We start from the raw sequence: 18124 nt of genomic DNA on the forward strand, positions 1-18124 counted from the left end.
GTACTCACGCCAGCTAGACCCTTGGCGGGGTCTGTGTCGCCCGACGCCACGGGCGGCTAAGGTGTGATTTTTCGTGGAATGAGGACCCTGTTTGAGGGGTAATTTTCGTCCAAACGGGACCCCTTAACGTGGGGTCATCAAAGTGCCTCCGGTTTGATCGGAGGCATTTGTGTTTTGGATGTTGGTTGTGGAGACGATTGCAAAGATACGCCGGCTGTCGCTGGTGCAGGGGAAGTCGATCAAGGCGATCTGCCGGGAGCTGAAGATCTCGCGGAAAGTGGTCCGCAAGGTGCTGCGCTCGGACGAGACGGAGTTCCGGTACGAGCGCAAGCATCAGTCCTATCCTCGCATGGGGGCCTGGCGCGAGAAGCTGGACGGGCTCCTGTCGGCGAATGCAGCGAAGCCGCAGCGGGAACGGCTGACGCTGATCCGGATCTTCGAGGAGCTTCGCGGCCTCGGCTATGACGGCAGCTACAGCTCAGTGTGGCGGCATGCGCAGGATTGGGAAGAGCAACGCGGCAGCGCCGCGGCCGAGGCCTATATCCCGCTGAGCTTTGCGCCCGGCGAAGCCTATCAGTTCGACTGGAGTCACGAGGTCGTCCTGCTGGACGGCGTGACGGTTACGGTGAAGGTGGCGCACATGCGGCTCTGTCATAGCCGCATGTTCTTTGTTCGGGCGTATCCGCGCGAGACGCAGGAGATGGTGTTCGACGCCCATGATCGGGCCTTCGCCTTCTTCCGCGGAACCTGCACGCGCGGCATCTACGACAACATGAAGACGGCGGTGGACGCGATCTTCATCGGCAAGGATCGCCGCTACAACCGCCGCTTCGCGCAGATGTGCGGACATTACCTTGTCGAACCGGAAGCTTGCACGCCGGCGTCGGGTTGGGAGAAGGGCCAGGTCGAGAACCAGGTCGGGCTGGTGCGCGAGCGCTTCTTCACGCCGCGGCTGCGCTTCAAGACGCTGGAGGACCTGGACGGCTGGCTGGCCGACAAATGCGTCTCCTACGCCAAGGCGCACCGGCACCCCGAACAGGACGGCCGCACGATCTGGGAGGTGTTCGAGGAGGAGCGCGGCAGCTTCATCCCCTATGCCGGGCGCTTCGACGGCTTCCACTGCATTCCCGCCTCGGTGTCGAAGACCTGCACGGTGCGCTTCGACAACAACAAATACTCGGTGCTGTCGAGCGCCGTCGGCCGGCCGGTCGAGATCCATGCCTATGCCGATCGGATCGTCATCCGCCAGGACGGCGTGGTCGTGGGCGAACATGCCCGCTGCTTCGGCCGCAACGAGGTGATCTACGACCCTTGGCATTACGTCCCGGTGCTGGCCCGCAAGCCCGGTGGACTGCGCAACGGCGCACCGTTCAAGAATTGGGTTCTGCCGTCGGCCATGGAGAAGGTGCGCCGCAAGCTCAAGGCCGCCGATGACGGCGACCGGCAGATGGTGTCGATCCTCACCTGTGTGCTGAGCGACGGATTGAACGCGGTCGAGGCGGCCTGTCAGGAGGCGCTCGATCACGGCGTCTCGTCGGCGGCGGTGATCCTCAACATCCTGGCCCGCCGCCGCGACCCGGCGCCGGGCACGATCCTTTCCATTCCCCAGGCGCTGAAGCTGGCTCACGAGCCGATCGCCGACTGCGCCCGCTATGACCGTCTAAGGAGAGCAGATAATCATGGAACGCACCGAGGTTCTGGAACTGATGGGCACGCTGAAGCTCTACGGGATGCGATCAGCCTATGACGAGATCATGGGCGTCGCCATCAAGCGGCAGCACGAACCTCCGAAGATCGTCGGCGATCTGCTGCAGGCCGAGATATCGGAGAAGCAGGCCCGCTCCATCAAATACCAGCTCACCGTCGCCAAGCTGCCATTGGCCAAGGACGTCGATGACTTCGACTTCACCGGCACGCCCGTCAACGAGAGCCTGATCCGCGATCTTGCCGGCGGAGCCTTTGTCGCCGATCAGCGTAACGTCGTCCTGGTCGGCGGCACCGGCACGGGCAAATCCCATCTAGCCATCGCCATTGCCCGGGCGCTTATCCGCAACGGCGCGCGCGGCCGCTTCTTCAATGTCGTCGACCTGGTCAACAGGCTGGAGACCGAGACCCGTGCCGGCCGCCAGGGGCGCATTGCCGATCACCTGACCCGGCTCGACTTCGTCGTGCTCGATGAACTGGGCTATCTGCCCTTCGCCCAGGCCGGCGGGCAGTTGCTCTTCCATCTCGTCTCGAAACTCTACGAGCGCACCAGCGTCATCATCACCACCAATCTGGCGTTCGGCGAATGGCCCACCGTCTTCGGCGACGCCAAGATGACCACTGCGCTGCTCGATCGCCTGACGCATCACTGCGAGATCGTCGAGACCGGAAACGAATCCTGGCGCTTCAAGAGCCGCTCTCAAAGCTAAAGCCAAAAACCAACGAACCGCACCCGATCAGGCTGTGCAACCCCGACCAGCTTCGCCTGATCGGGCGCTAACCGCCGTGCCCTTCATCAACCCCAAAACCGGGGTCCCTTTTGCACGAAAATACAGGGTCCCGATTCCACGGTCATTGACAGGCTAAGGCAGCAGAGATTGACAGGACGTCTTTCGATCACTGCCGAATTCCCCAATGCCTGATCAGCAGAAGGGATAGCGCCAGCAAGGGCGCGAACAAAATACTTCGTAGGTTTCACAGCCTACGGCGCCGTAGGCCTGACACAAAGGCAAAAGCCAATGTTTAGGCTTTCGATAAGACTGCAGTTGGAGCTTTCGGCTCCCAAGGCCGGGCTCGTGGTCTCACTACTGGCCCTTCTTGCGAGGTGGCTGTTCTGACGGGGAACGGCGGGCTTCGGCCCGCCGTTCCTTTGTTTGAGGCTTCGCCTTGGGGTGTGGCGGGGTCTTCAACAGGCGGCGTAGAACCTCGTCGCCCTTTTCCTGGTCTTTTTCACTTGAGGTTTCTGGCATGGAAGAACTTTCATATGACGAACTGGCCGGCATGGTCATGAAAGACGTGGTTCCAGCCACTATAGGGCGGGCTACCATCGCGTGGAACAATGTGTCCCAATCAGTATACTACATCTTTCAGACCCTTACGGGGCTAGACCACGACGCAGCAAAGGCGGCGTTCTTTGCGGTTAGTTCAGATCGTTCTCAGCGCGACATGACGCAAGCGTTGATCGAGCAAAAGCTAAAGCCCATCAACCCGAAACTGGCCAAACGCGCAATGGCCGCGCTCGGGGATGTGAATGGGCTGGCCGGAAAGCGCAATGACATCCTCCACGTCGTATTCGCTGCAACTGATGACCCGAAAACCGCAAGCCTATTTCATGGACGCGGTCACATCAAAGACAAGAGCGGCAGTGAACTAATCTCGTCGGTCCATCAAGTCGCCATGAGGTCGCTGCAAGCAGCATCAGCGCTCTTGGAGATCGCGTCCGAAATTATGCGTCTTCCAGAGTTTCACCCGGCTCCACTCCCAACACCTCCGAAAGATATTTTTCAGCTAGGTACGACATCAGCGGCCAATCTGGAGGGATTCGGTCTCCTAGATTTTCTTGCCACCATGCCGCCGTCTCCCGACGAAGAACCTCAATAGTTTCCGGCCTGTCACGCTCCCGAATCATAGGATTTCATTCCTTGGTACGTCAAGTATATAATCAGGAACATATTCCTATCGTGGAGGACGTTCCGTGCATTCGAACACAGCCCGCCTTGACCAGCCGGAAGATGTCGCCGGCCGCGCCGTGCATCCGCCCGATCGCTTCCGGCCGACGCCCAAGCGCCGCGACGAGATCGCCCTGGAACTGTGCGAATGCCTGATCGACATCGTGGCGGCGCTGTTTGCGGTTTCCAGCAAGGAACTGCGCAAGGCCGGCCGCACCGTCGAGCCGGTGTCGCGCGTGCGGCAGATCGCCATGTATGTGGCCCATGTCGTCCTGCGTCTGACCCAGGGCGAGGTTGGCCGGGGATTCGGGCGCGATCGTACGACGGTCGTACATGCCTGCAAGGTAATCGAGGACATGCGCGACGATCCGGAATTCGACCGCGTCGTTGCGGTCGTGGAGCGCGTGGCGGATGCCGCTTTCCGCGCCAGGCCGGGGCTTTGAAGATGCGGAAGGAAACGGTTCTTCCCGATACGGGGCGGCGTCTGCTGCGCTTCCTGTCTGCCGGGCCGGCTTCGCTGCGGCCGGCGGCTGCCCCCGGCAGGCTTCTGCTCGAAGCGCAGGAGCGCGGAACGATCGCGGTCGAAGAGCGCACCATGGAATTGCTGGCGCGGCAGGGGGTCGTGGTCAGGGCCTCGCACAGCGTCGCCCTTTCCGCTGCCGGAGCCGCGCTCGCCCGGCGGCTCGCGCCGGCCCATGCCACGGGCGAAGCCATACGCGACATCGACCTGGTGACGGTTCCGGGCGAGGCTGGCCCTTCGGCCGCGTTGGCCAACCTGGCGGAATCGCCGCTGGCGCAGTTGGTGCGGCGCAAGGGCAGGGACGGCAAGCCGTTCCTTGCCATGCGGGAATATGAGGCGGGTGAAAGGTTGCGCGCCGACTACACGCGCGGCCAGATCATGCCGCGCCTCGGCGCCAACTGGATCGCCAGCGTGGCCTCAGGCCGGCGCGCCGACGGCGGCGGCATGGCCGAACTGACCGACGCCGCGCTCGGCGCGCGCCGGCGCGTGGACAAGGCCATCGAGGCCGTCGGTCCCGAGCTTTCGGGCGTGCTGATCGACGTCTGCTGCTTCCTCAAGGGACTGGAGCGCGTCGAGACGGAGCGCGGCTGGCCGGTGCGCTCGGCCAAGATCGTGCTGAAGACGGCTTTGGGCGTGCTGGCACGGCACTATTTCCCGCAAGCGGACGCAGGCCAGCGAAAACGGCCGCTGCATTGGGGCGCAGACGACTACCGCCCGAGCATTTCCTGACCGCTTCCGTTGTTCAGGCCGTTTGCCTTGCTGCCGCGGCTTCCGCGTCGCGAAGGATACGCTTGACCATGAAGCGCAGGCCATTGGCGCGCTGCGGCGAAAGGTGCTCGTCGAGTCCGAGCGTCTTCAGCGTCGCCTCGGCGTCCGTGCGCATGATCTCGCTGGCGGGGCGGCCCGAGAAGAGGGCCAGAACGACGGCCACCAGCCCGCGCACGATATGCGCGTCGGAATCGCCCTGGAAGGTGAGGATGGGGTCGAGCCCCGTTCCGGTCGCGGTGGTGAGCCATACCTGGCTGACGCAGCCCGGCACCTTGTTGGCCGGCGTGCGCTCGGCGTCGGGGAAGGGCGGCAGCGCCTCGCCGAGTTCGATCAGGTAGCGATAGCGGTCCTCCCACTCGTCGAGCAGGGAGAAATCGTCGCGTATGGTCTGGATCGTCTCGCTCATGCCGCGGATATAGTCGCGTCCAGCCGTTCCGTCACGGAAAAAGAAAACACCGCAGGCGCCGAGAGGACGAATCGTCTGCGGTGGTGCCGCCGTTGCGGCAGAATGTTCGTCTTCAGTCCTTCGTGGAAACGCTTCCGGTGGTGGTGGCGTCGGGCAGCGCGGCCCCGTCGCCGCTGTCCAGCATCTCGGCGGCGATCCGGGCGGTCTCGCGGGCGCGCACGGCAATGGTGTGCATGGCCGTGCGGCCGGTCTCGCACACGTCCGGCTTGCGCGCGCACATGCCCGCCAGGTCGCCCGCAGCCTCGCGCGCCGCCACCAGAGCCTGCAGGGGGCCGACACTCTCCTGGCCGGGCTCGTTCGGGCCGAACGGCAGCGCCAAAAGCACCAGCGAGAACCAGAAGGCGGTTTTGATGAGGAAACCCATTTGTCTGTCCTCTCGTCGGGAGTGACGGCTTCATGCGGCCGCCTTTTCGATGGCCGTCACCTTGCCTTGCCCGCACGAAGGACGGCTTTCGCGATTCGGGCTGATTTTCCTCAAATTTTAGACGAAACGGCGAGGCTTCGTTCATGTCGCATTCGATTCAAATGCCGATGGATTTCCTGATGCATTTTTAACCATCTAAACATCTGTTTTCATTGCATATTTATGTGGCAGCCCAGGCCTGCTGCGCGAATGGGGGCCTAAGACGGCCTGCGCCTGCGGCTAACGGGCCGTTTACTATGGCGGCAATTGCCACGGTTCCGCCCTTCCAGGGTACCGGAATTGGCCGTGGAAAGGCGGTTCAGTGGGGCGCCTTTATTCTTTCCTTAAAGGCTCGATGCGAGTTTCGAAGCCAACAAAAGCGATCTGCGAAGCAGGCCTGTGCGAGTGCGTTGCGTTGAATTTGAGTGCGACCGGATACGTTGATCTGCCCGACGCGATGGCCGCTGGCTGCGAACGCCTCGTCCATCCCGGCGTCATGGAAGCAGCGGGGCGCCGCCGGCAGCGGCGTTTCATCGGCGCCATGCTAGCCGCGCCCTTCCTTCTGGTCGGAGGCGCCGTCTCGCTTGCCGCGGCGCGCCTGGGCGCCGACATGATGCTGGCCACCATTTTCTGCACATTCGGCCTGTTCTGGTTCGTGGCCCTGCTGGCAAGCTCGACCGGCCGGCTGGCGGTCGGCGGCCCGCTCGCTCTGGCTGCGAGCGGCATCGGGCTGGCGGGCCTGCTTTCCGCCGCGGGTGGCCTTGCCTCTCCCGTCGCGGTGCTGGCGCTGGCCCTGCCGCTCGAAGCCTATTGGATCGGCGGCTCGCGCCGCTGGGCGCTGCGGGGCCTTGCGGCCTCGGGCGTGGCCGTGCTTTGCCAGTTCCTGTTCCCCGCCTGGCCTGGCGCGGCTGCGGCCGCCTGGCATTGGCTGGTCCCGGCAGCCTGGGCCGTCACCCTCGTGCCGCGCCTCGGCGGGTTCCGCCGGGCCGCGGGCGAGAGCGAGGCGCCGGTAGAGGCGCGGCTGGAAGATGTCATCGAAGCGGTCGTCTTCCGCATGGCCCGCAATGGCGAGGTGGTGGAAACCAGCGGCAAGGCGCGGCCGATCCTCAATCTCGCGCCCGAGCTGCTGGCCGGCAGCGGCCTTTTCGACCGCGTGCATCTGGCCGACCGGCTGGCCTATCTGACCGCGCTGGCCGACATGCGCGAGGGCGCGGCGTCGCGCAGTCTGGAACTGCGTGTCCGGCTGCCCCGCACGCAGGCCCACGCCGCCGGCGACAATTATCGGCCGTTCTCGCTGGAATTCCTGGCGGCGGGCGTCGAGGCGGAGGCCGGTGGGTTCGTCGCGGTTCTGCGCGAGAACGACGAGATGGTGGACATGCGCGAGGCCCTGGTTGCCGCCCGGGAGGCCGCGGCCAGCGCTGAGGTCGCCAAGGGCCGCTTCCTTGCCGCCGTCAGCCATGAGCTGCGCACGCCGCTCAACGCCATCATCGGCTTTTCCGACATGCTGCTAAACGAGATGTGCGGTCCCTTCGGCAATCCGCGCCAGAAGGAATATGTCGGCCTGGTGCGTGATTCGGGCCAGCATCTGCTGGAGGTGGTCACGTCCATCCTGGACGTGTCGCGCATGGAGGCGGGCACCTATTCGGCCGAGCCGGAGCCGTTCCGCTTCGTCGACGCCGTGGAGATGTGCCGTGCCATGATGGCCGGCCAGGCCGAGGCGAAAAGGGTGGAACTTGCCGCTCATGTGGCGCCCGATTGCGGCGAGATCAACGCCGACCGCCGCGCCGTGCAGCAGATCCTCATCAATCTGGCCTCCAACGCCATCAAGTTCACGCCCGACGGCGGCAAGGTGGCGATTGGCGCCCAAAAGGTCGGCTCGCGGCTGCATTTCTGGGTCAGCGATACCGGTATCGGCATCGCCGAGGAGGATCTGGACAAGCTCGGCAAGCCTTTCATGCAAATCCAGAACGACTATACGCGCCGCTTCCAGGGCGCAGGCCTCGGGCTTTCGCTGGTCAAGGGGCTGGTGGGGCTGCACGAAGGCACGATGACGATGGAGAGCGCGCCCGGGCAGGGCACGAAGGTGACGATCAGCCTGCCGGTGGGAGGACCGAAGAAGCTGCATGACAAACCCGTGGTCCTGCCGATGCAGCCGGTGCAGTCCGCTCCGGCGCAGGCAGGCGTTGCGGAGGTAAAGAAGGAGCCCGGCCATGGCCCGTTCCGCAAGACGGCCTAAAGCAGCGGCCCGCAAGCGCCCCAGCGCGTTTCGCAACGGTGCGATGGCGCTGGGCGGGCTGATCGCCGAAAATCCCGTGCTGGTTGGCGGCTCGACCGCTTTCCTGGTCACGCTGTTCTACGTTTCGGCCAATGCGTTGTGGTACCAGCCCTTTCCGCACACCGGCGCCTTCTTCGCAACGCGCAGCGTGGCGCACTTCCCGGCCGGCACCGCGGAGCCTGAAACCACGATCAACATCGTGCGGCCGAAGCCGGCGCCTGCGCCTGCCTCCCCTGCAGCATCCGTGCCGGCGCCCGCAGCGGCGGCGAAGCCCGCTGCCGCGCGCGACCCTGTGGTGGAGCAGGTGCAGGGCATATTGAAGGATCTCGGCTTCTATTCCGACGCGGTGGACGGCCTTACGGGCCCGAACACGCAAAGCGCCATCGCCGCCTACCAGCGCAAGGTCGGGCTTGACCCCAGCGGGACCATCGACGACGCGCTGCTGGAGCAATTGGGCGCTTCGCCCATGACCGCCTCGGTGCCGCCGCGGCCGGCGCCGCGCCCCAACGGCACGGGTGCGGCAGCATCCGCCACGGCATCCCCGTCCACGGACGCGCGCATCGTCAGGATCCAGGCCGGCCTGAAGGCGTTCGGCAACGAGGATATCACGCTGGACGGGGTCATGGGCGCGCGCACGCGCGCCGCGATCCGCGAGTTCCAATCCCTGTTCGGACTGCCCGAGACGGGCGAGCCGGACGCGGCCGTCTACGCCAAGATGCGCGAGATCGGCCTCACCAACTGATCCTTCTCGCGCTCTGGCCCGATCGGCGCTATTCGGAGCCCGGTTCAACGGAGTCTGTCATGCGCGTTACCACCGATCTGTGGGTCTCGGCCTTGCTGCGCCGCGTGTTCGCGTCGTCGGGCTTCGCCGCCGTCGTCCAGCGCGGGGCAACGGAGGCCGGCGCCGTGTTCGTGCTGGCGCGGGACCGCATGGGCGGGATCTCGCTCTACGGGCCGGCGCCACAGACGAGCTATGGCGAGGCCCGCCCCGACGAGCGCTTCTTCAGTCCGATCATGGCCGATGCCGATGGCGTGGCGGTCGATGCCCGGCTGGAGAAGGAAAGGCGCTTCGACCCTGACATATGGGTGGTGGAGATCGAGGCTGGCTCCGTGCCGGTGGCGGAGCTTCTGGCGCTCAGGACACCCTGACGTTCGCCGCTGCGCCGTCTTCCTTCCATTGACGCACCTGCCTGCGTGCCTCCTCGCGCGCCGTCTGCCGGTAGCGGTCGAGGAAGACGCGGATCGCCTGCGGATGCGGGAAGCGTGCGGGCAGGGCCGCCACGACGATCAGAAAAGCCTCGTCCTCGTTGAGGTCCAGCGCGCGCAGCGCTGTCAGCAACTGCGCATAGTCGGGGCTGGTGGCAATGGTCCGGGCCGTGGTGAAATCGATGCCGAGCGCGTCGGCCAACGCCGTATGGAACAGGGCCGTGTTGCCGGCAAGCGCGGTTTCGCGCAGCCTGGTATAGGTGCCGGAGGCGCCGGGCGGCTCGACCGTCGCCGCCTCGGGCTTCTGCCGCATGCGCATCATGGCCCGCAGCTCCTCCCGCGTCTTTTCGGCGGCCGCACCGGGCGCCGGCCGCACTTCCGGCAGGGGCACGACGATGTCCCCGGCCTTCTCGGTCACATGCACCAGCGCCGGCTTGTCCAGAATCCGGATCAGATTCGCGATCGCCTGGTTCAGTTCCCTTCGCCGCGCGATCGCGCGCGCATGCGGCAGGCCGTGCCGCCCGATCAGCGCGATCAGGTCCACGTCGGTGAGGGCCCGGGAGCGTATCAGCAGGGGAGCCGCGATTTCGACCGGCTGCTCGCACAGCCGCCGTACCAGGGCGGCAGGCGCGTGCTCGCATTCGGAAAGGGCGGCGGCAACGAAGCGCAGCGATTCGACGGAGACGCTGTCGAAGAGCGGCAGCGCAAGGTCTTCCAGTTGGGCGATCTCGCGGCGCGAGGGGCGCGGCAGCGAACAGAAGGCCGAGACGGCGGCGCGGAACAGCCGGTCGTTCTTGCCGGTTTCGGTCCCGATCGCGATGTGCCGAAAATCCGAGGAAGACACGACAGGATACGCCTTACACCTTGCACATGGGCCGTTTCGGGGCCGGCCCTTGTCGGACCGGCGCGATACGGTATGGATCAAATTAGCGCTGATCCGTTAGCGCTCCGTTAACCCTCTGGTGGCCTTATCTTTCATGGAGGCGTTGCGTTGTGCTCCGGGCAACCGAGAGGAGTACGCGAAAATGGGCAGGGTCCTGTCTTTCACGCCGCGAACCGCGGCAGGCGTTCGACCACCGCGCGCGCCGGGTGCGGCGGCCGGATCATCATCTTTCCCGGCATCCGCTACGAACCGCCGAAGGACGCGGCGGGCTGCGACGACGGCGACACGCCCGGCAGTCCGAAGCCGACCTTTCCGCGACCGGCACCGCGCCACTGAGCATTGGCGTCAGAATTGCCGCAGCTTGCAGGCGCTTTGGCGCAGGAAGCGCTCGACCGCCGGTTTCCAGCTCTGGTCCGGCACGAAGCCGCGGATGACGACGATGCCTTCGCCGATGTCCGCCTCGACGAAGACCGAGCCCTCCAGGCCTTCCGGAAGCTCCTTGCGCACCTCGATCATCTGGGCAGGGGTCAGCACGATCGCGTCCAGCGCCCCATTGGCGGCGCTGCGGTCGTTGAAGGAATAGAAATTATGGCCGTTGCGGTCGTAGACCGAGACCGACCAGAACGGGACGTTGGCGGCCGCCGTGATCTGCACGGGGCCGTCCTCGAGGTCGAAGCGGCAGGCCACGGCCTGGAACAGCGGATCCACCGACTTGACCACCGGTGCCCCGCCCGGCTCGGGAACGAGCGGCGTGACCCGATAGAGGTCGGAGGCCATGGCCAGCCGGGACCAGGCGTCGCGCTCGGAAAATTCCGGCACCATCAGCAGCACAGCTATGTGCACGATGCCAGCACCGACCAGCCCAAGCAGCACGGCGTGCAGCAGCCTACGCATCGCAGCTTCCCCTCGCGATCCGCGGCAGCCTGACGTCGGACAGGCCGGTGCTGCTGGCGATCGGCGTGTCGTAGAAGGTGAGCACGAAATAGAGCGTGCCGGTGCCGGGAACGAGCAGCCAGTTGCCGGCCGCCGGGTGGCGGCCGGTCGAGATCTGGGCGGAATTGTCGGGCCGGCGCAGAATCTCGTAGGAATGCAGCGCGGCAGGGCGCGGCCTGCCGGTCTCGATCGCGTCGAGCGACTGGTCGGCGGCATAAAGCGTCCAGAACCGGGCCGTGGGGAATTGTCCCTCGATAGTGTAGGCGCATTCGCGCCGCAGCGGTTCGCCATCGGAATCGCGCTCGGCCACGAAGGCGAGGCCTTCGGCGCGCCCCAGCGCCAGCACGCCCTCGCGCGCCACGCGCGCCTGGGAGTAGGGGTCCGCATCCGGCGTGCCGATGTCGGGGAAGGCCGTCCATTGGCCGATACGGATCGCGCCGATGCCGCTCTGTGCGTCGAGCGCATACCAGACGCTGCCGCCGCCCGCGCCGATGGCGATGGCGAGCGCGACGAGCGTGAAGAATGCGTTTCTCAGCATGGCCACCGCCGACGGAACTGTCCCCGCGCACATATCGCGGGGCAGGCCGGCGTTGCAAGCATGGCAAGCGCGCGCCTCAAAGGGCCGACAGCGTCTGCGGTTCGGGCGGCGGCTCCAGAGCCGGCGCATCCTGCAACAGCTTCGTCAGATCGCGCAGCACCTGCGTGGTGCGGGCCGAGAGCACCGGCGGCCGTTCGGCCGCAGCCTTGGCGGCCTCGTCCTCGGCTTTCTTCTTCTCCGCTTCCCGCGCCTTGGCCGCCACCTGGTCGTCCACGAAAGGACGGTCGATGCCCGGAATGGGCTTCAGGTCGATGTTCTGGTGGGCATAGGCCATCAGCCGCTGCCACACCATGGCCGGCAGCGAGCCGCCGGTCATGTTGCGGGTGGGGCTGAAATCGTCGTTTCCCAGCCAGACAGCCGCCGTGTAGTTGCCGGTGAAGCCGACATACCAGGCGTCCCGATAGGATTGCGTGGTGCCGGTCTTGCCGCCGGAGACGATGCCGGGCAGCGCGGCGCGGCGCGCCGTGCCGATCACCGGCACCTGGGTCAGCATGGCATTCATGGAACGCAGCGCCTGCTCCGAAAGCACCCGGTGCGGCGGGGGTGCGTCCTTGGCCCAGTCGTATACCACCTTCCCGGTATGGGTGACCAACTGGGTGATGCCGTGGCGGCTGCCCACGAAGCCGTCCTGGGCGAACACGCTGTAGCCGGTCGCCTGGTCCATCACCGTCATGCCGGAGGTGCCCAGCACCATGGTCTTGTGGGATTCCAGCGGCGATTCCACGCCCATCGCCTCGGCCATGGCCTTGATCGGCGGGATCGACAGATAGTCCTTGGCCAGCCGCACCGGCACGGTGTTGATCGACCTCACGAAGGCGTTGAGCAGCGTGATCTTGCCGCCGAAGCCCCCGCTGTAGTTCTTCGGCGCCCAGCCGCCCCAGTTGATCGCGCCGCCCGAAACCACGGAGTCGGGCGTGAAGCCGTGCTCCATGGCGGTGGCGTAGACATATGGCTTGAAGGACGATCCGGTCTGGCGCAGCGCCTTGGTGGCGCGGTTGAACTGGCTGGCGCCATAGTCGCGCCCGCCGACGATGGCGCGCACCGAGCCATTGGTTTCGATCACCACCAGCGCGCCTTCGCTGACATTGTATTCCTTGCCGAACTGGCGAAGGTGGAATTCGAGCGATTCCTCGGCCGCCTTCTGGATGTTGGCGTCGAAGGTGGTGTGCGCCACCAGCGAATGGGTGCCGGGCGGCGCGATGCGCTTGACCTCGTCGAAGGCCCAGTCGAGGAAATAGTCCGGGCTCTTGCGCTCGCCGCGGTCGACCACGTCGGCCGGGTGGAGCCTTGCCTCCAGCACCTGTCCTTCGGTCATGAAGCCGCTGTCGACCAGGTTGTTCAGCACGACATTGGCGCGGGCGCGGGCGGCCGGCAGGTTGATATGCGGGGCGTATTTGGTGGGTGCCTTGAACAGGCCCGCCAGCATGGCCGCCTCAGCCAGGTCGAGGTCCTTGACGCTCTTGCCGAAATAGAAATCGGCCGCCGCCTCGATGCCGAAGGTGCCGCCTCCCATGTAGGAGCGGTCGAGGTAGAGCTGGAGAATCTCCTTCTTGGACAGATTGGCCTCCAGCCACAGGGACAGGAAGGCCTCCTTGATCTTGCGCTCCAGCGTGCGCTCATTGTTGAGGAACAGGTTCTTGGCGAGCTGCTGGGTGATGCTGGAACCGCCCTGCACGACGGTGTTGGCCCGCACGTTCTGGGTCAGCGCCCGCGCCAGGCCGAACACGTCTATGCCGTAATGATCGAAGAAGCGGCGGTCCTCGGTGGCCAGAACGGCCTTGATGACATGGTCCGGCATCTGGTCGACAGGCACCGAATCGCGCTGGATGATGCCGCGCTGGCCGATCTCGTTGCCGTAGCGGTCGAGGAAGGTAACGGCGAAATCGTCCTGCGCGCGCCAGTCGCCGGCCGTGTCCTGGAAGGCCGGCAGCGCCAGCGCCAGCATCACCACGGAGCCGGCCGCGCCCATGGTGAAGCCTTCGCTCAGCACCTCGAAGATGCCGCGGCGCCAGCCCTTGACCCGGAACTTGCGCGAGAAGATCGTGGCGGCTTCCCAGAACCGGCCGGCCCTGAACCCCAGTTCGTAGAGGGACGAATCGATCCAGGCGTCGAGCGCCAGGAACCACGCGGCGATCGGACCTCTCTTCTTGCGTGGCTCGGATGGCTTGACCATGCGAAACTGTCCGACTGCGGCGCGAGGCCCGACGTGAACGCCATCCCGCTGCTTTGGGCGCGGAATGACCCTTGTGTGTCATTTTGCGGCACCTCTCAAGGAAAATCCCGCTACGGGAGTCCCTGGATAAGAAATCGAGGGCGCATAGGAATATTTTCTTGACAGCGTGACGGTGCTTTGATAGTGTCCGGCTATCGTCAAGAAAGTGTGACCGGCGCCTCGCCGGAGACAGTCATGCCGCCGCTGCGGCGCGTGGCTTCGCAGTGTCCTCCCGCCGTCATGGCGGGTTTCTCATTTCATCAGCCGGGGAAGGTTCCGATGTCCGCTGCCAGAAACGGTGCGCGGCAGCACGCCTTGCGCGCGCTTGCCGAAGGCGTGCCGGCAACGCTCGACCTTCTGGCGGATGTCAGCGGGCGTTCGCTTTCGACCTTGCGGGACCAAGCCAGGAAAGAAGGATGGGTGCTGCGGGCAGAACCGCGCGGCGACGTGGCCGGCCGCGTTCGCACGTTGGCATTGGCGTTGCTGGAACGGGTGGAGGCGCTGGCGGTGGGCGAGGAAGGAGGCCAGATCAGCAGGGCGGAGATCGACGGTCTGATCGCGATGATCCGCGGTCTCGAGAAAATCGACGAAATCATGCGGCCGCAAGAAGCGGCCAGAGAAAGCCAGACCAGACAGGATGAAGACTTGGCCGCCATGCTCGAACGTCTCGATGCCCGGATCGTCGAACTGGCCCGTGAACTCGCAGCTCAAATGGCTGCGGCAGAATCTGGGCTTCCGGGGGGCGGGCCTGACCAAGGGCGAGTGGGTGCATGAGGCGCGGCTGGCGCAGTATCCGCTGCTGCCGCTGCAGCCGGCCATCTGGCTGGTGACCGGCGGCCGCGGCGCCGGCAAGACCCGGCTCGGCGCGGAATGGGTCAATGCGCTGGTGCACGGGCTGTCTCCCTTTACCCGTCGCAGATACGGTCGCTTCGCCTTGGTCGGCGAGACCCTGGCCGACGTGCGCGACGTGATGATCGAGGGGCCATCCGGCATCGCCACGATCACGCGCCGCGACCGGCCGCGCTTCGAGGCCAGCCGCCGCCGGCTGGTGTGGCAGAACGGGGCGGTGGCCTACATGTTCTCCTCCGAGGACCCCGAAAGCCTGCGCGGCCACCAGTTCGAGGCGGCCTGGTGCGACGAGGCCGCCAAATGGCGCCACGCCGAGGCTTGTTTCGACATGCTGCAATTCGGCCTGCGGCTGGGCGAAAGCCCGCGCCAGATCGTCACGACGACGCCGCGCCCGACACGGTTGATGAAGCGCCTGTTGGCCGACCCGTCCGTGCTGATGACGCGCATGCGCACCGAGGAGAACCGGGCCAATCTGGCGGCCGGCTTCCTGGATGCCGTGCAGCGCCGCTATGGCGCCACCACGCTTGGCCGGCAGGAACTCGACGGCGAACTGATCGAGGACCGCGAGGACGCGCTGTGGTCGCGGCAGATGATCGAGGGCGCGGTGGACGCCGCAGCCGGGCCGCTGCGCCGCATCGTCGTGGCGGTTGACCCGCCGGCCAGTTCGAACGGCACGTCGGACGCCTGCGGCATCGTCGCCGCCGGTCTCGACGAGGAGGGGCGGGCGGTGGTGCTGGCGGATGCCACGCTGCGCTCTGCCAAGCCGCAGGCATGGGCCGAGCGGGCCGTTGCGCTGTTCCACGGCCTGGAGGCGGATTGCCTCGTGGTGGAGGTCAACCAGGGCGGCGAGATGGCGGGCGCCGTGATCCGCACCGTCGATGCGTCCGTGCCGGTGAAGCCCGTCCGCGCGCGCCGCGGAAAATGGCTGCGCGCCGAGCCGGTCGCGGCCCTCTACCAGCAGGGCAGGGTGCGCCATGCCGGCCGCTTTCCCGAATTGGAGGACGAGATGTGCGATTTCGGCCCCGACGGCCTCTCCGGCGGGCACTCGCCTGACCGGCTCGACGCGCTGGTGTGGGCGATCGCCGAACTGATGCCCGACAGGGCGGCCAACCCGCGTATCCGCGACATTCGATAGGACATCCCACATGGCTTGGACATGGCCCCGCTTTGGCGGGAAGGCCGGCGCGCGCCCGCCGGAGCGCAAGACCGCCCCTTCCGGCTTCATCGCCTTCCACGCGCAGGGCGAGGCGAACTGGACGCGCCGCGACTACGCCACGCTCGCGCGCGAGGGCTTCATGCGCAACCCGATCGTGCACCGCTCGGTGCGGCTGATCGCCGAGACCGCCTCGGCCATTCCCTGGCTGCTCTATGAGGGCGCGGCCGAGATCGAGGCGCACCTGCTTCTCGACCTGCTCGAACGGCCCAACCCGCGCCAGGCCGGCGCCACCTTCTTCGAGGCGCTCTACGGCCATCTGCTTCTGGCCGGCAACGCCTATGTCGAACTGATCGACGCCGGTGCCGGATCGCGCGAACTGCACCTGCTGCGACCCGACCGGGTCGCTGTGGAGACGGACGCCGCCGGCTGGCCGTGTGCCTTGCAGCACCGCGAGGGCAGCGCCCGGCGCAGCGTGCCGCTCGGCAGCGCCGAGGGCGGCGGCGCCGCGCACCTGACGCTGTTCCATCCGCTTGACGACCATTACGGCTTTCCGCCGCTGGAGGCGGCGCTGATGGCGCTCGACACCCACAATGCCGCCGGCCGCTGGAACAAGGCGCTGCTCGACAATTCGGCGCGGCCCTCCGGCGCGCTGGTCTATGCGCCGAAGGAGGGCGGCAACCTCACCGACGAGCAGTTCGAGCGGCTGAAGAGCGAACTGGAGGACGACTATTCCGGCGCCACCCGCGCCGGCCGGCCGCTGCTGCTGGAAGGCGGGCTGGACTGGAAGGCCATGGCGCTGTCGCCGAAGGACATGGACTTCATCGAGGCCAAGCACTCGGCCAGCCGCGACATCGCGCTGGCCTTCGGCGTGCCGCCCATGCTGCTCGGCATTCCGGGCGACAACACCTATGCCAACTACCAGGAGGCCAACCGCGCCTTCTACCGGCTCACCGTGCTGCCGCTGGTGGCGCGCATCGCCAAGGAGCTGTCGGCCTGGCTGGCCGCGGCCTTCGGCGAGGGCCTCAGGCTCTGGTACGACGCCGACCGCATCGACGCGCTTTCTGGCGAGCGCGACGCGCTGTGGGCGCGGCTCGAGGCGGCCGGCTTCCTGACCGAGGACGAGAAACGCGAGGCGGTGGGCTATGCGCCCGGCGGCCTCTGAACCAAGGACGGCTTCCGCCCCGACCAGCCGCGCGTGCCGGCCGGTAATCCCGATGGTGGGCAATGGACGGGCGGAGGTGGCGCACAGGGCGGCTGGTTGCAATATCAGCCGGTCGGGTCCGATGACCGGAATGAACTTCGACCAGGATATAGGGTCGATCTCTTGGGGGAAGAAGCGGCTGGCGGCCACACCATTCACGATCATGTAGGAAGGAGTCCAGAAGCTCTATTGGCGAGAGTTCGTGGAGAGAGGTATATTAGTATTTTTAGCACGGTAGATCGATATCGCGACGGATCTTTTCCTTCAATCCAAGCCGCGAATAAGCTCGTGAATGCAACTCTATCGCAAGACAGATCTACCGTTGACGCTGTGGCAAGCGGACTTATTATGAAAAAGACGCTTGTTACCGCAACATTCTCCTCGAAGACCGGAGTTGAGGCTTTTCGAGGCGGAGAATATGAGCAGCCTTATTTGCTCGATACTTATGGTGTAGGCGTTGTCATCGTCCACGATCCTGACAGCGCCCGAGGCTTCAGGATCGTTACGGCGTACCCAAGAAATGACTAAGGACAAGAATATGGAAATCCTGCCTCGGCTTCGCGAAATGGCGCGGATGATGCATCAGGACGTACCGCTCTTTGTGTCGATGGCGGAGGAAAGCGAACTGATCGAATATCTGGTTGAGGGCGAAAGCGCCGAAGACGCGACGGCAACGAGTGATTTCATCGACTCACTCTTGTCTTCTGATTTGACCGACAAGGATTTGGCCGACCTGTGGATTAAGGCGGGTTCGGATTGGTTCGTTTCCGAGCCTGGAATTCCCCGCTTTCTGACACTTCTGCGCGACCGATTGCGGCGATCCTGAAGAAAGCGATGTCTCCCCGCATGTAAAGGACAACAAGCGCGGCGGACAAGGATGGAAATGGCCATGAATAAGCGCACCGGAAAGATGGCGCCGGTTCTCGTAAAGAGGGATAGGCACTTTATAACGATCTTGGAGCCATACTGGTGAACGATTATGGGGCTCGGGTTGAAACAGT

19 protein-coding genes are annotated in these 18124 nt (G+C 65.7%); 13 read left to right on the forward strand and 6 right to left on the reverse strand.

Annotated elements, in window-relative coordinates:
* The first annotated feature begins 178 nt into the window (after positions 1 to 178).
* From istA to ACTDI4_RS08905, 5 genes are all read left to right on the forward strand, one after another.
* Positions 179 to 1747, forward strand: coding sequence for an IS21 family transposase (gene istA / locus ACTDI4_RS08885; protein ID WP_442840806.1), 1569 nt, complete (start codon positions 179 to 181; stop codon positions 1745 to 1747).
* On the forward strand, positions 1680 to 2414 hold the full coding sequence (gene istB / locus ACTDI4_RS08890) for an IS21-like element helper ATPase IstB (protein WP_442839287.1): 735 nt from the start codon (positions 1680 to 1682) through the stop codon (positions 2412 to 2414). Before istA ends, istB begins: the two co-directional genes overlap by 68 nt.
* Before the next feature lie 538 nt (positions 2415 to 2952).
* The gene (locus tag ACTDI4_RS08895) at positions 2953 to 3585 is read left to right on the forward strand and encodes a hypothetical protein (protein ID WP_442840807.1); all 633 of its coding nucleotides are present in this window, start codon (positions 2953 to 2955) and stop codon (positions 3583 to 3585) included.
* A 94-nt stretch (positions 3586 to 3679) separates the two neighbouring features.
* A complete protein-coding gene (locus ACTDI4_RS08900) occupies positions 3680 to 4096 on the forward strand; it encodes a helix-turn-helix domain-containing protein (RefSeq protein ID WP_442840808.1) in 417 nt (138 codons plus the stop codon).
* A 2-nt stretch (positions 4097 to 4098) separates the two neighbouring features.
* Positions 4099 to 4902 carry a DUF6456 domain-containing protein gene (locus ACTDI4_RS08905; protein ID WP_442840809.1) on the forward strand — a complete coding sequence of 268 codons (804 nt, stop codon included), beginning with the start codon at positions 4099 to 4101 and terminating at the stop codon, positions 4900 to 4902.
* 13 nt (positions 4903 to 4915) lie between these two features.
* On the opposite strand, the gene ACTDI4_RS08910 is transcribed toward ACTDI4_RS08905, so the two are convergent.
* Together ACTDI4_RS08910 and ACTDI4_RS08915 are read right to left on the reverse strand one after the other, a co-directional pair.
* Positions 4916 to 5347 carry a SufE family protein gene (locus ACTDI4_RS08910; protein WP_442840810.1) on the reverse strand — a complete coding sequence of 144 codons (432 nt, stop codon included), beginning with the start codon at positions 5345 to 5347 and terminating at the stop codon, positions 4916 to 4918.
* A gap of 112 nt (positions 5348 to 5459) precedes the next feature.
* Entirely contained in the window at positions 5460 to 5771 is a 312-nt protein-coding gene (locus ACTDI4_RS08915; protein ID WP_442840811.1) for a DUF5330 domain-containing protein, read from the reverse strand.
* A 496-nt stretch (positions 5772 to 6267) separates the two neighbouring features.
* On the opposite strand from ACTDI4_RS08915, the gene ACTDI4_RS08920 reads away from it, so the two are divergent.
* Genes ACTDI4_RS08920 through ACTDI4_RS08930 form a run of 3 tightly spaced genes read left to right on the forward strand, consistent with a single transcriptional unit; the run spans position 6268 to position 9234 of the window.
* Entirely contained in the window at positions 6268 to 8046 is a 1779-nt protein-coding gene (locus ACTDI4_RS08920) for a sensor histidine kinase (RefSeq protein WP_442840812.1), read from the forward strand.
* On the forward strand, positions 8021 to 8827 hold the full coding sequence (locus ACTDI4_RS08925) for a peptidoglycan-binding domain-containing protein (RefSeq protein WP_442840813.1): 807 nt from the start codon (positions 8021 to 8023) through the stop codon (positions 8825 to 8827). Before ACTDI4_RS08920 ends, ACTDI4_RS08925 begins: the two co-directional genes overlap by 26 nt.
* A gap of 59 nt (positions 8828 to 8886) precedes the next feature.
* Entirely contained in the window at positions 8887 to 9234 is a 348-nt protein-coding gene (locus ACTDI4_RS08930) for a DUF1491 family protein (RefSeq protein ID WP_442840814.1), read from the forward strand.
* On the opposite strand, the gene ACTDI4_RS08935 is transcribed toward ACTDI4_RS08930, so the two are convergent.
* From ACTDI4_RS08935 to ACTDI4_RS08950, 4 genes are all read right to left on the reverse strand, one after another.
* Entirely contained in the window at positions 9221 to 10135 is a 915-nt protein-coding gene (locus tag ACTDI4_RS08935; RefSeq protein ID WP_442840815.1) for a DUF2336 domain-containing protein, read from the reverse strand. The genes ACTDI4_RS08930 and ACTDI4_RS08935 overlap by 14 nt on opposite strands.
* Positions 10136 to 10519: 384 nt before the next feature.
* Positions 10520 to 11068, reverse strand: a complete 549-nt coding sequence (locus tag ACTDI4_RS08940; RefSeq protein WP_442840816.1) for a DUF1254 domain-containing protein — start codon at positions 11066 to 11068, stop codon at positions 10520 to 10522.
* Entirely contained in the window at positions 11061 to 11645 is a 585-nt protein-coding gene (locus ACTDI4_RS08945) for a DUF1214 domain-containing protein (RefSeq protein WP_442840817.1), read from the reverse strand. Before ACTDI4_RS08945 ends, ACTDI4_RS08940 begins: the two co-directional genes overlap by 8 nt.
* Before the next feature lie 76 nt (positions 11646 to 11721).
* Positions 11722 to 13878 (reverse strand): transglycosylase domain-containing protein, encoded by a 2157-nt coding sequence (locus tag ACTDI4_RS08950; protein WP_442840818.1) that lies wholly within the window; start codon positions 13876 to 13878, stop codon positions 11722 to 11724.
* Between the two features lie 318 nt (positions 13879 to 14196).
* On the opposite strand from ACTDI4_RS08950, the gene ACTDI4_RS08955 reads away from it, so the two are divergent.
* The 5 genes from ACTDI4_RS08955 to ACTDI4_RS08975 are packed head-to-tail and all read left to right on the forward strand — an operon-like array spanning position 14197 to position 17949.
* A complete protein-coding gene (locus tag ACTDI4_RS08955; RefSeq protein WP_442840819.1) occupies positions 14197 to 14691 on the forward strand; it encodes a hypothetical protein in 495 nt (164 codons plus the stop codon).
* Positions 14588 to 15901: a DNA-packaging protein gene (locus ACTDI4_RS08960; RefSeq protein WP_442840820.1), complete on the forward strand. Its 1314-nt coding sequence runs from the start codon at positions 14588 to 14590 to the stop codon at positions 15899 to 15901. The genes ACTDI4_RS08955 and ACTDI4_RS08960 overlap by 104 nt, the downstream gene beginning before the upstream one ends.
* A 10-nt stretch (positions 15902 to 15911) precedes the next feature.
* Positions 15912 to 17084 (forward strand): phage portal protein, encoded by a 1173-nt coding sequence (locus ACTDI4_RS08965; RefSeq protein ID WP_442840821.1) that lies wholly within the window; start codon positions 15912 to 15914, stop codon positions 17082 to 17084.
* Between the two features lie 33 nt (positions 17085 to 17117).
* Positions 17118 to 17651, forward strand: coding sequence for an RNase A-like domain-containing protein (locus tag ACTDI4_RS08970; protein WP_442840822.1), 534 nt, complete (start codon positions 17118 to 17120; stop codon positions 17649 to 17651).
* Positions 17652 to 17661: 10 nt separating this feature from the next.
* Positions 17662 to 17949 carry a hypothetical protein gene (locus ACTDI4_RS08975; protein WP_442840823.1) on the forward strand — a complete coding sequence of 96 codons (288 nt, stop codon included), beginning with the start codon at positions 17662 to 17664 and terminating at the stop codon, positions 17947 to 17949.
* Positions 17950 to 18124 lie beyond the last annotated feature (175 nt).

The sequence above is a fragment of the Mesorhizobium sp. PUT5 genome (genome assembly GCF_052216645.1).
Taxonomy (GTDB): domain Bacteria; phylum Pseudomonadota; class Alphaproteobacteria; order Rhizobiales; family Rhizobiaceae; genus Mesorhizobium.

Excerpts from the sequence above, each read along its gene's own strand:
- istA (WP_442840806.1), top strand. The coding sequence starts at position 179 with ATGTTGGTTGTGGAGACGATTGCAAAGATACGCCGGCTGTCGCTGGTG.
- istB (WP_442839287.1), top strand. The coding sequence starts at position 1,680 with ATGGAACGCACCGAGGTTCTGGAACTGATGGGCACGCTGAAGCTCTAC.
- ACTDI4_RS08895 (WP_442840807.1), top strand. The coding sequence starts at position 2,953 with ATGGAAGAACTTTCATATGACGAACTGGCCGGCATGGTCATGAAAGAC.
- ACTDI4_RS08905 (WP_442840809.1), top strand. The coding sequence starts at position 4,099 with ATGCGGAAGGAAACGGTTCTTCCCGATACGGGGCGGCGTCTGCTGCGC.
- ACTDI4_RS08910 (WP_442840810.1), bottom strand. The coding sequence starts at position 5,347 with ATGAGCGAGACGATCCAGACCATACGCGACGATTTCTCCCTGCTCGAC.
- ACTDI4_RS08915 (WP_442840811.1), bottom strand. The coding sequence starts at position 5,771 with ATGGGTTTCCTCATCAAAACCGCCTTCTGGTTCTCGCTGGTGCTTTTG.
- ACTDI4_RS08920 (WP_442840812.1), top strand. The coding sequence starts at position 6,268 with ATGGCCGCTGGCTGCGAACGCCTCGTCCATCCCGGCGTCATGGAAGCA.
- ACTDI4_RS08925 (WP_442840813.1), top strand. The coding sequence starts at position 8,021 with ATGGCCCGTTCCGCAAGACGGCCTAAAGCAGCGGCCCGCAAGCGCCCC.
- ACTDI4_RS08930 (WP_442840814.1), top strand. The coding sequence starts at position 8,887 with ATGCGCGTTACCACCGATCTGTGGGTCTCGGCCTTGCTGCGCCGCGTG.
- ACTDI4_RS08940 (WP_442840816.1), bottom strand. The coding sequence starts at position 11,068 with ATGCGTAGGCTGCTGCACGCCGTGCTGCTTGGGCTGGTCGGTGCTGGC.
- ACTDI4_RS08945 (WP_442840817.1), bottom strand. The coding sequence starts at position 11,645 with ATGCTGAGAAACGCATTCTTCACGCTCGTCGCGCTCGCCATCGCCATC.
- ACTDI4_RS08950 (WP_442840818.1), bottom strand. The coding sequence starts at position 13,878 with ATGGTCAAGCCATCCGAGCCACGCAAGAAGAGAGGTCCGATCGCCGCG.
- ACTDI4_RS08955 (WP_442840819.1), top strand. The coding sequence starts at position 14,197 with ATGTCCGCTGCCAGAAACGGTGCGCGGCAGCACGCCTTGCGCGCGCTT.
- ACTDI4_RS08960 (WP_442840820.1), top strand. The coding sequence starts at position 14,588 with ATGCCCGGATCGTCGAACTGGCCCGTGAACTCGCAGCTCAAATGGCTG.
- ACTDI4_RS08965 (WP_442840821.1), top strand. The coding sequence starts at position 15,912 with ATGGCTTGGACATGGCCCCGCTTTGGCGGGAAGGCCGGCGCGCGCCCG.
- ACTDI4_RS08975 (WP_442840823.1), top strand. The coding sequence starts at position 17,662 with ATGGAAATCCTGCCTCGGCTTCGCGAAATGGCGCGGATGATGCATCAG.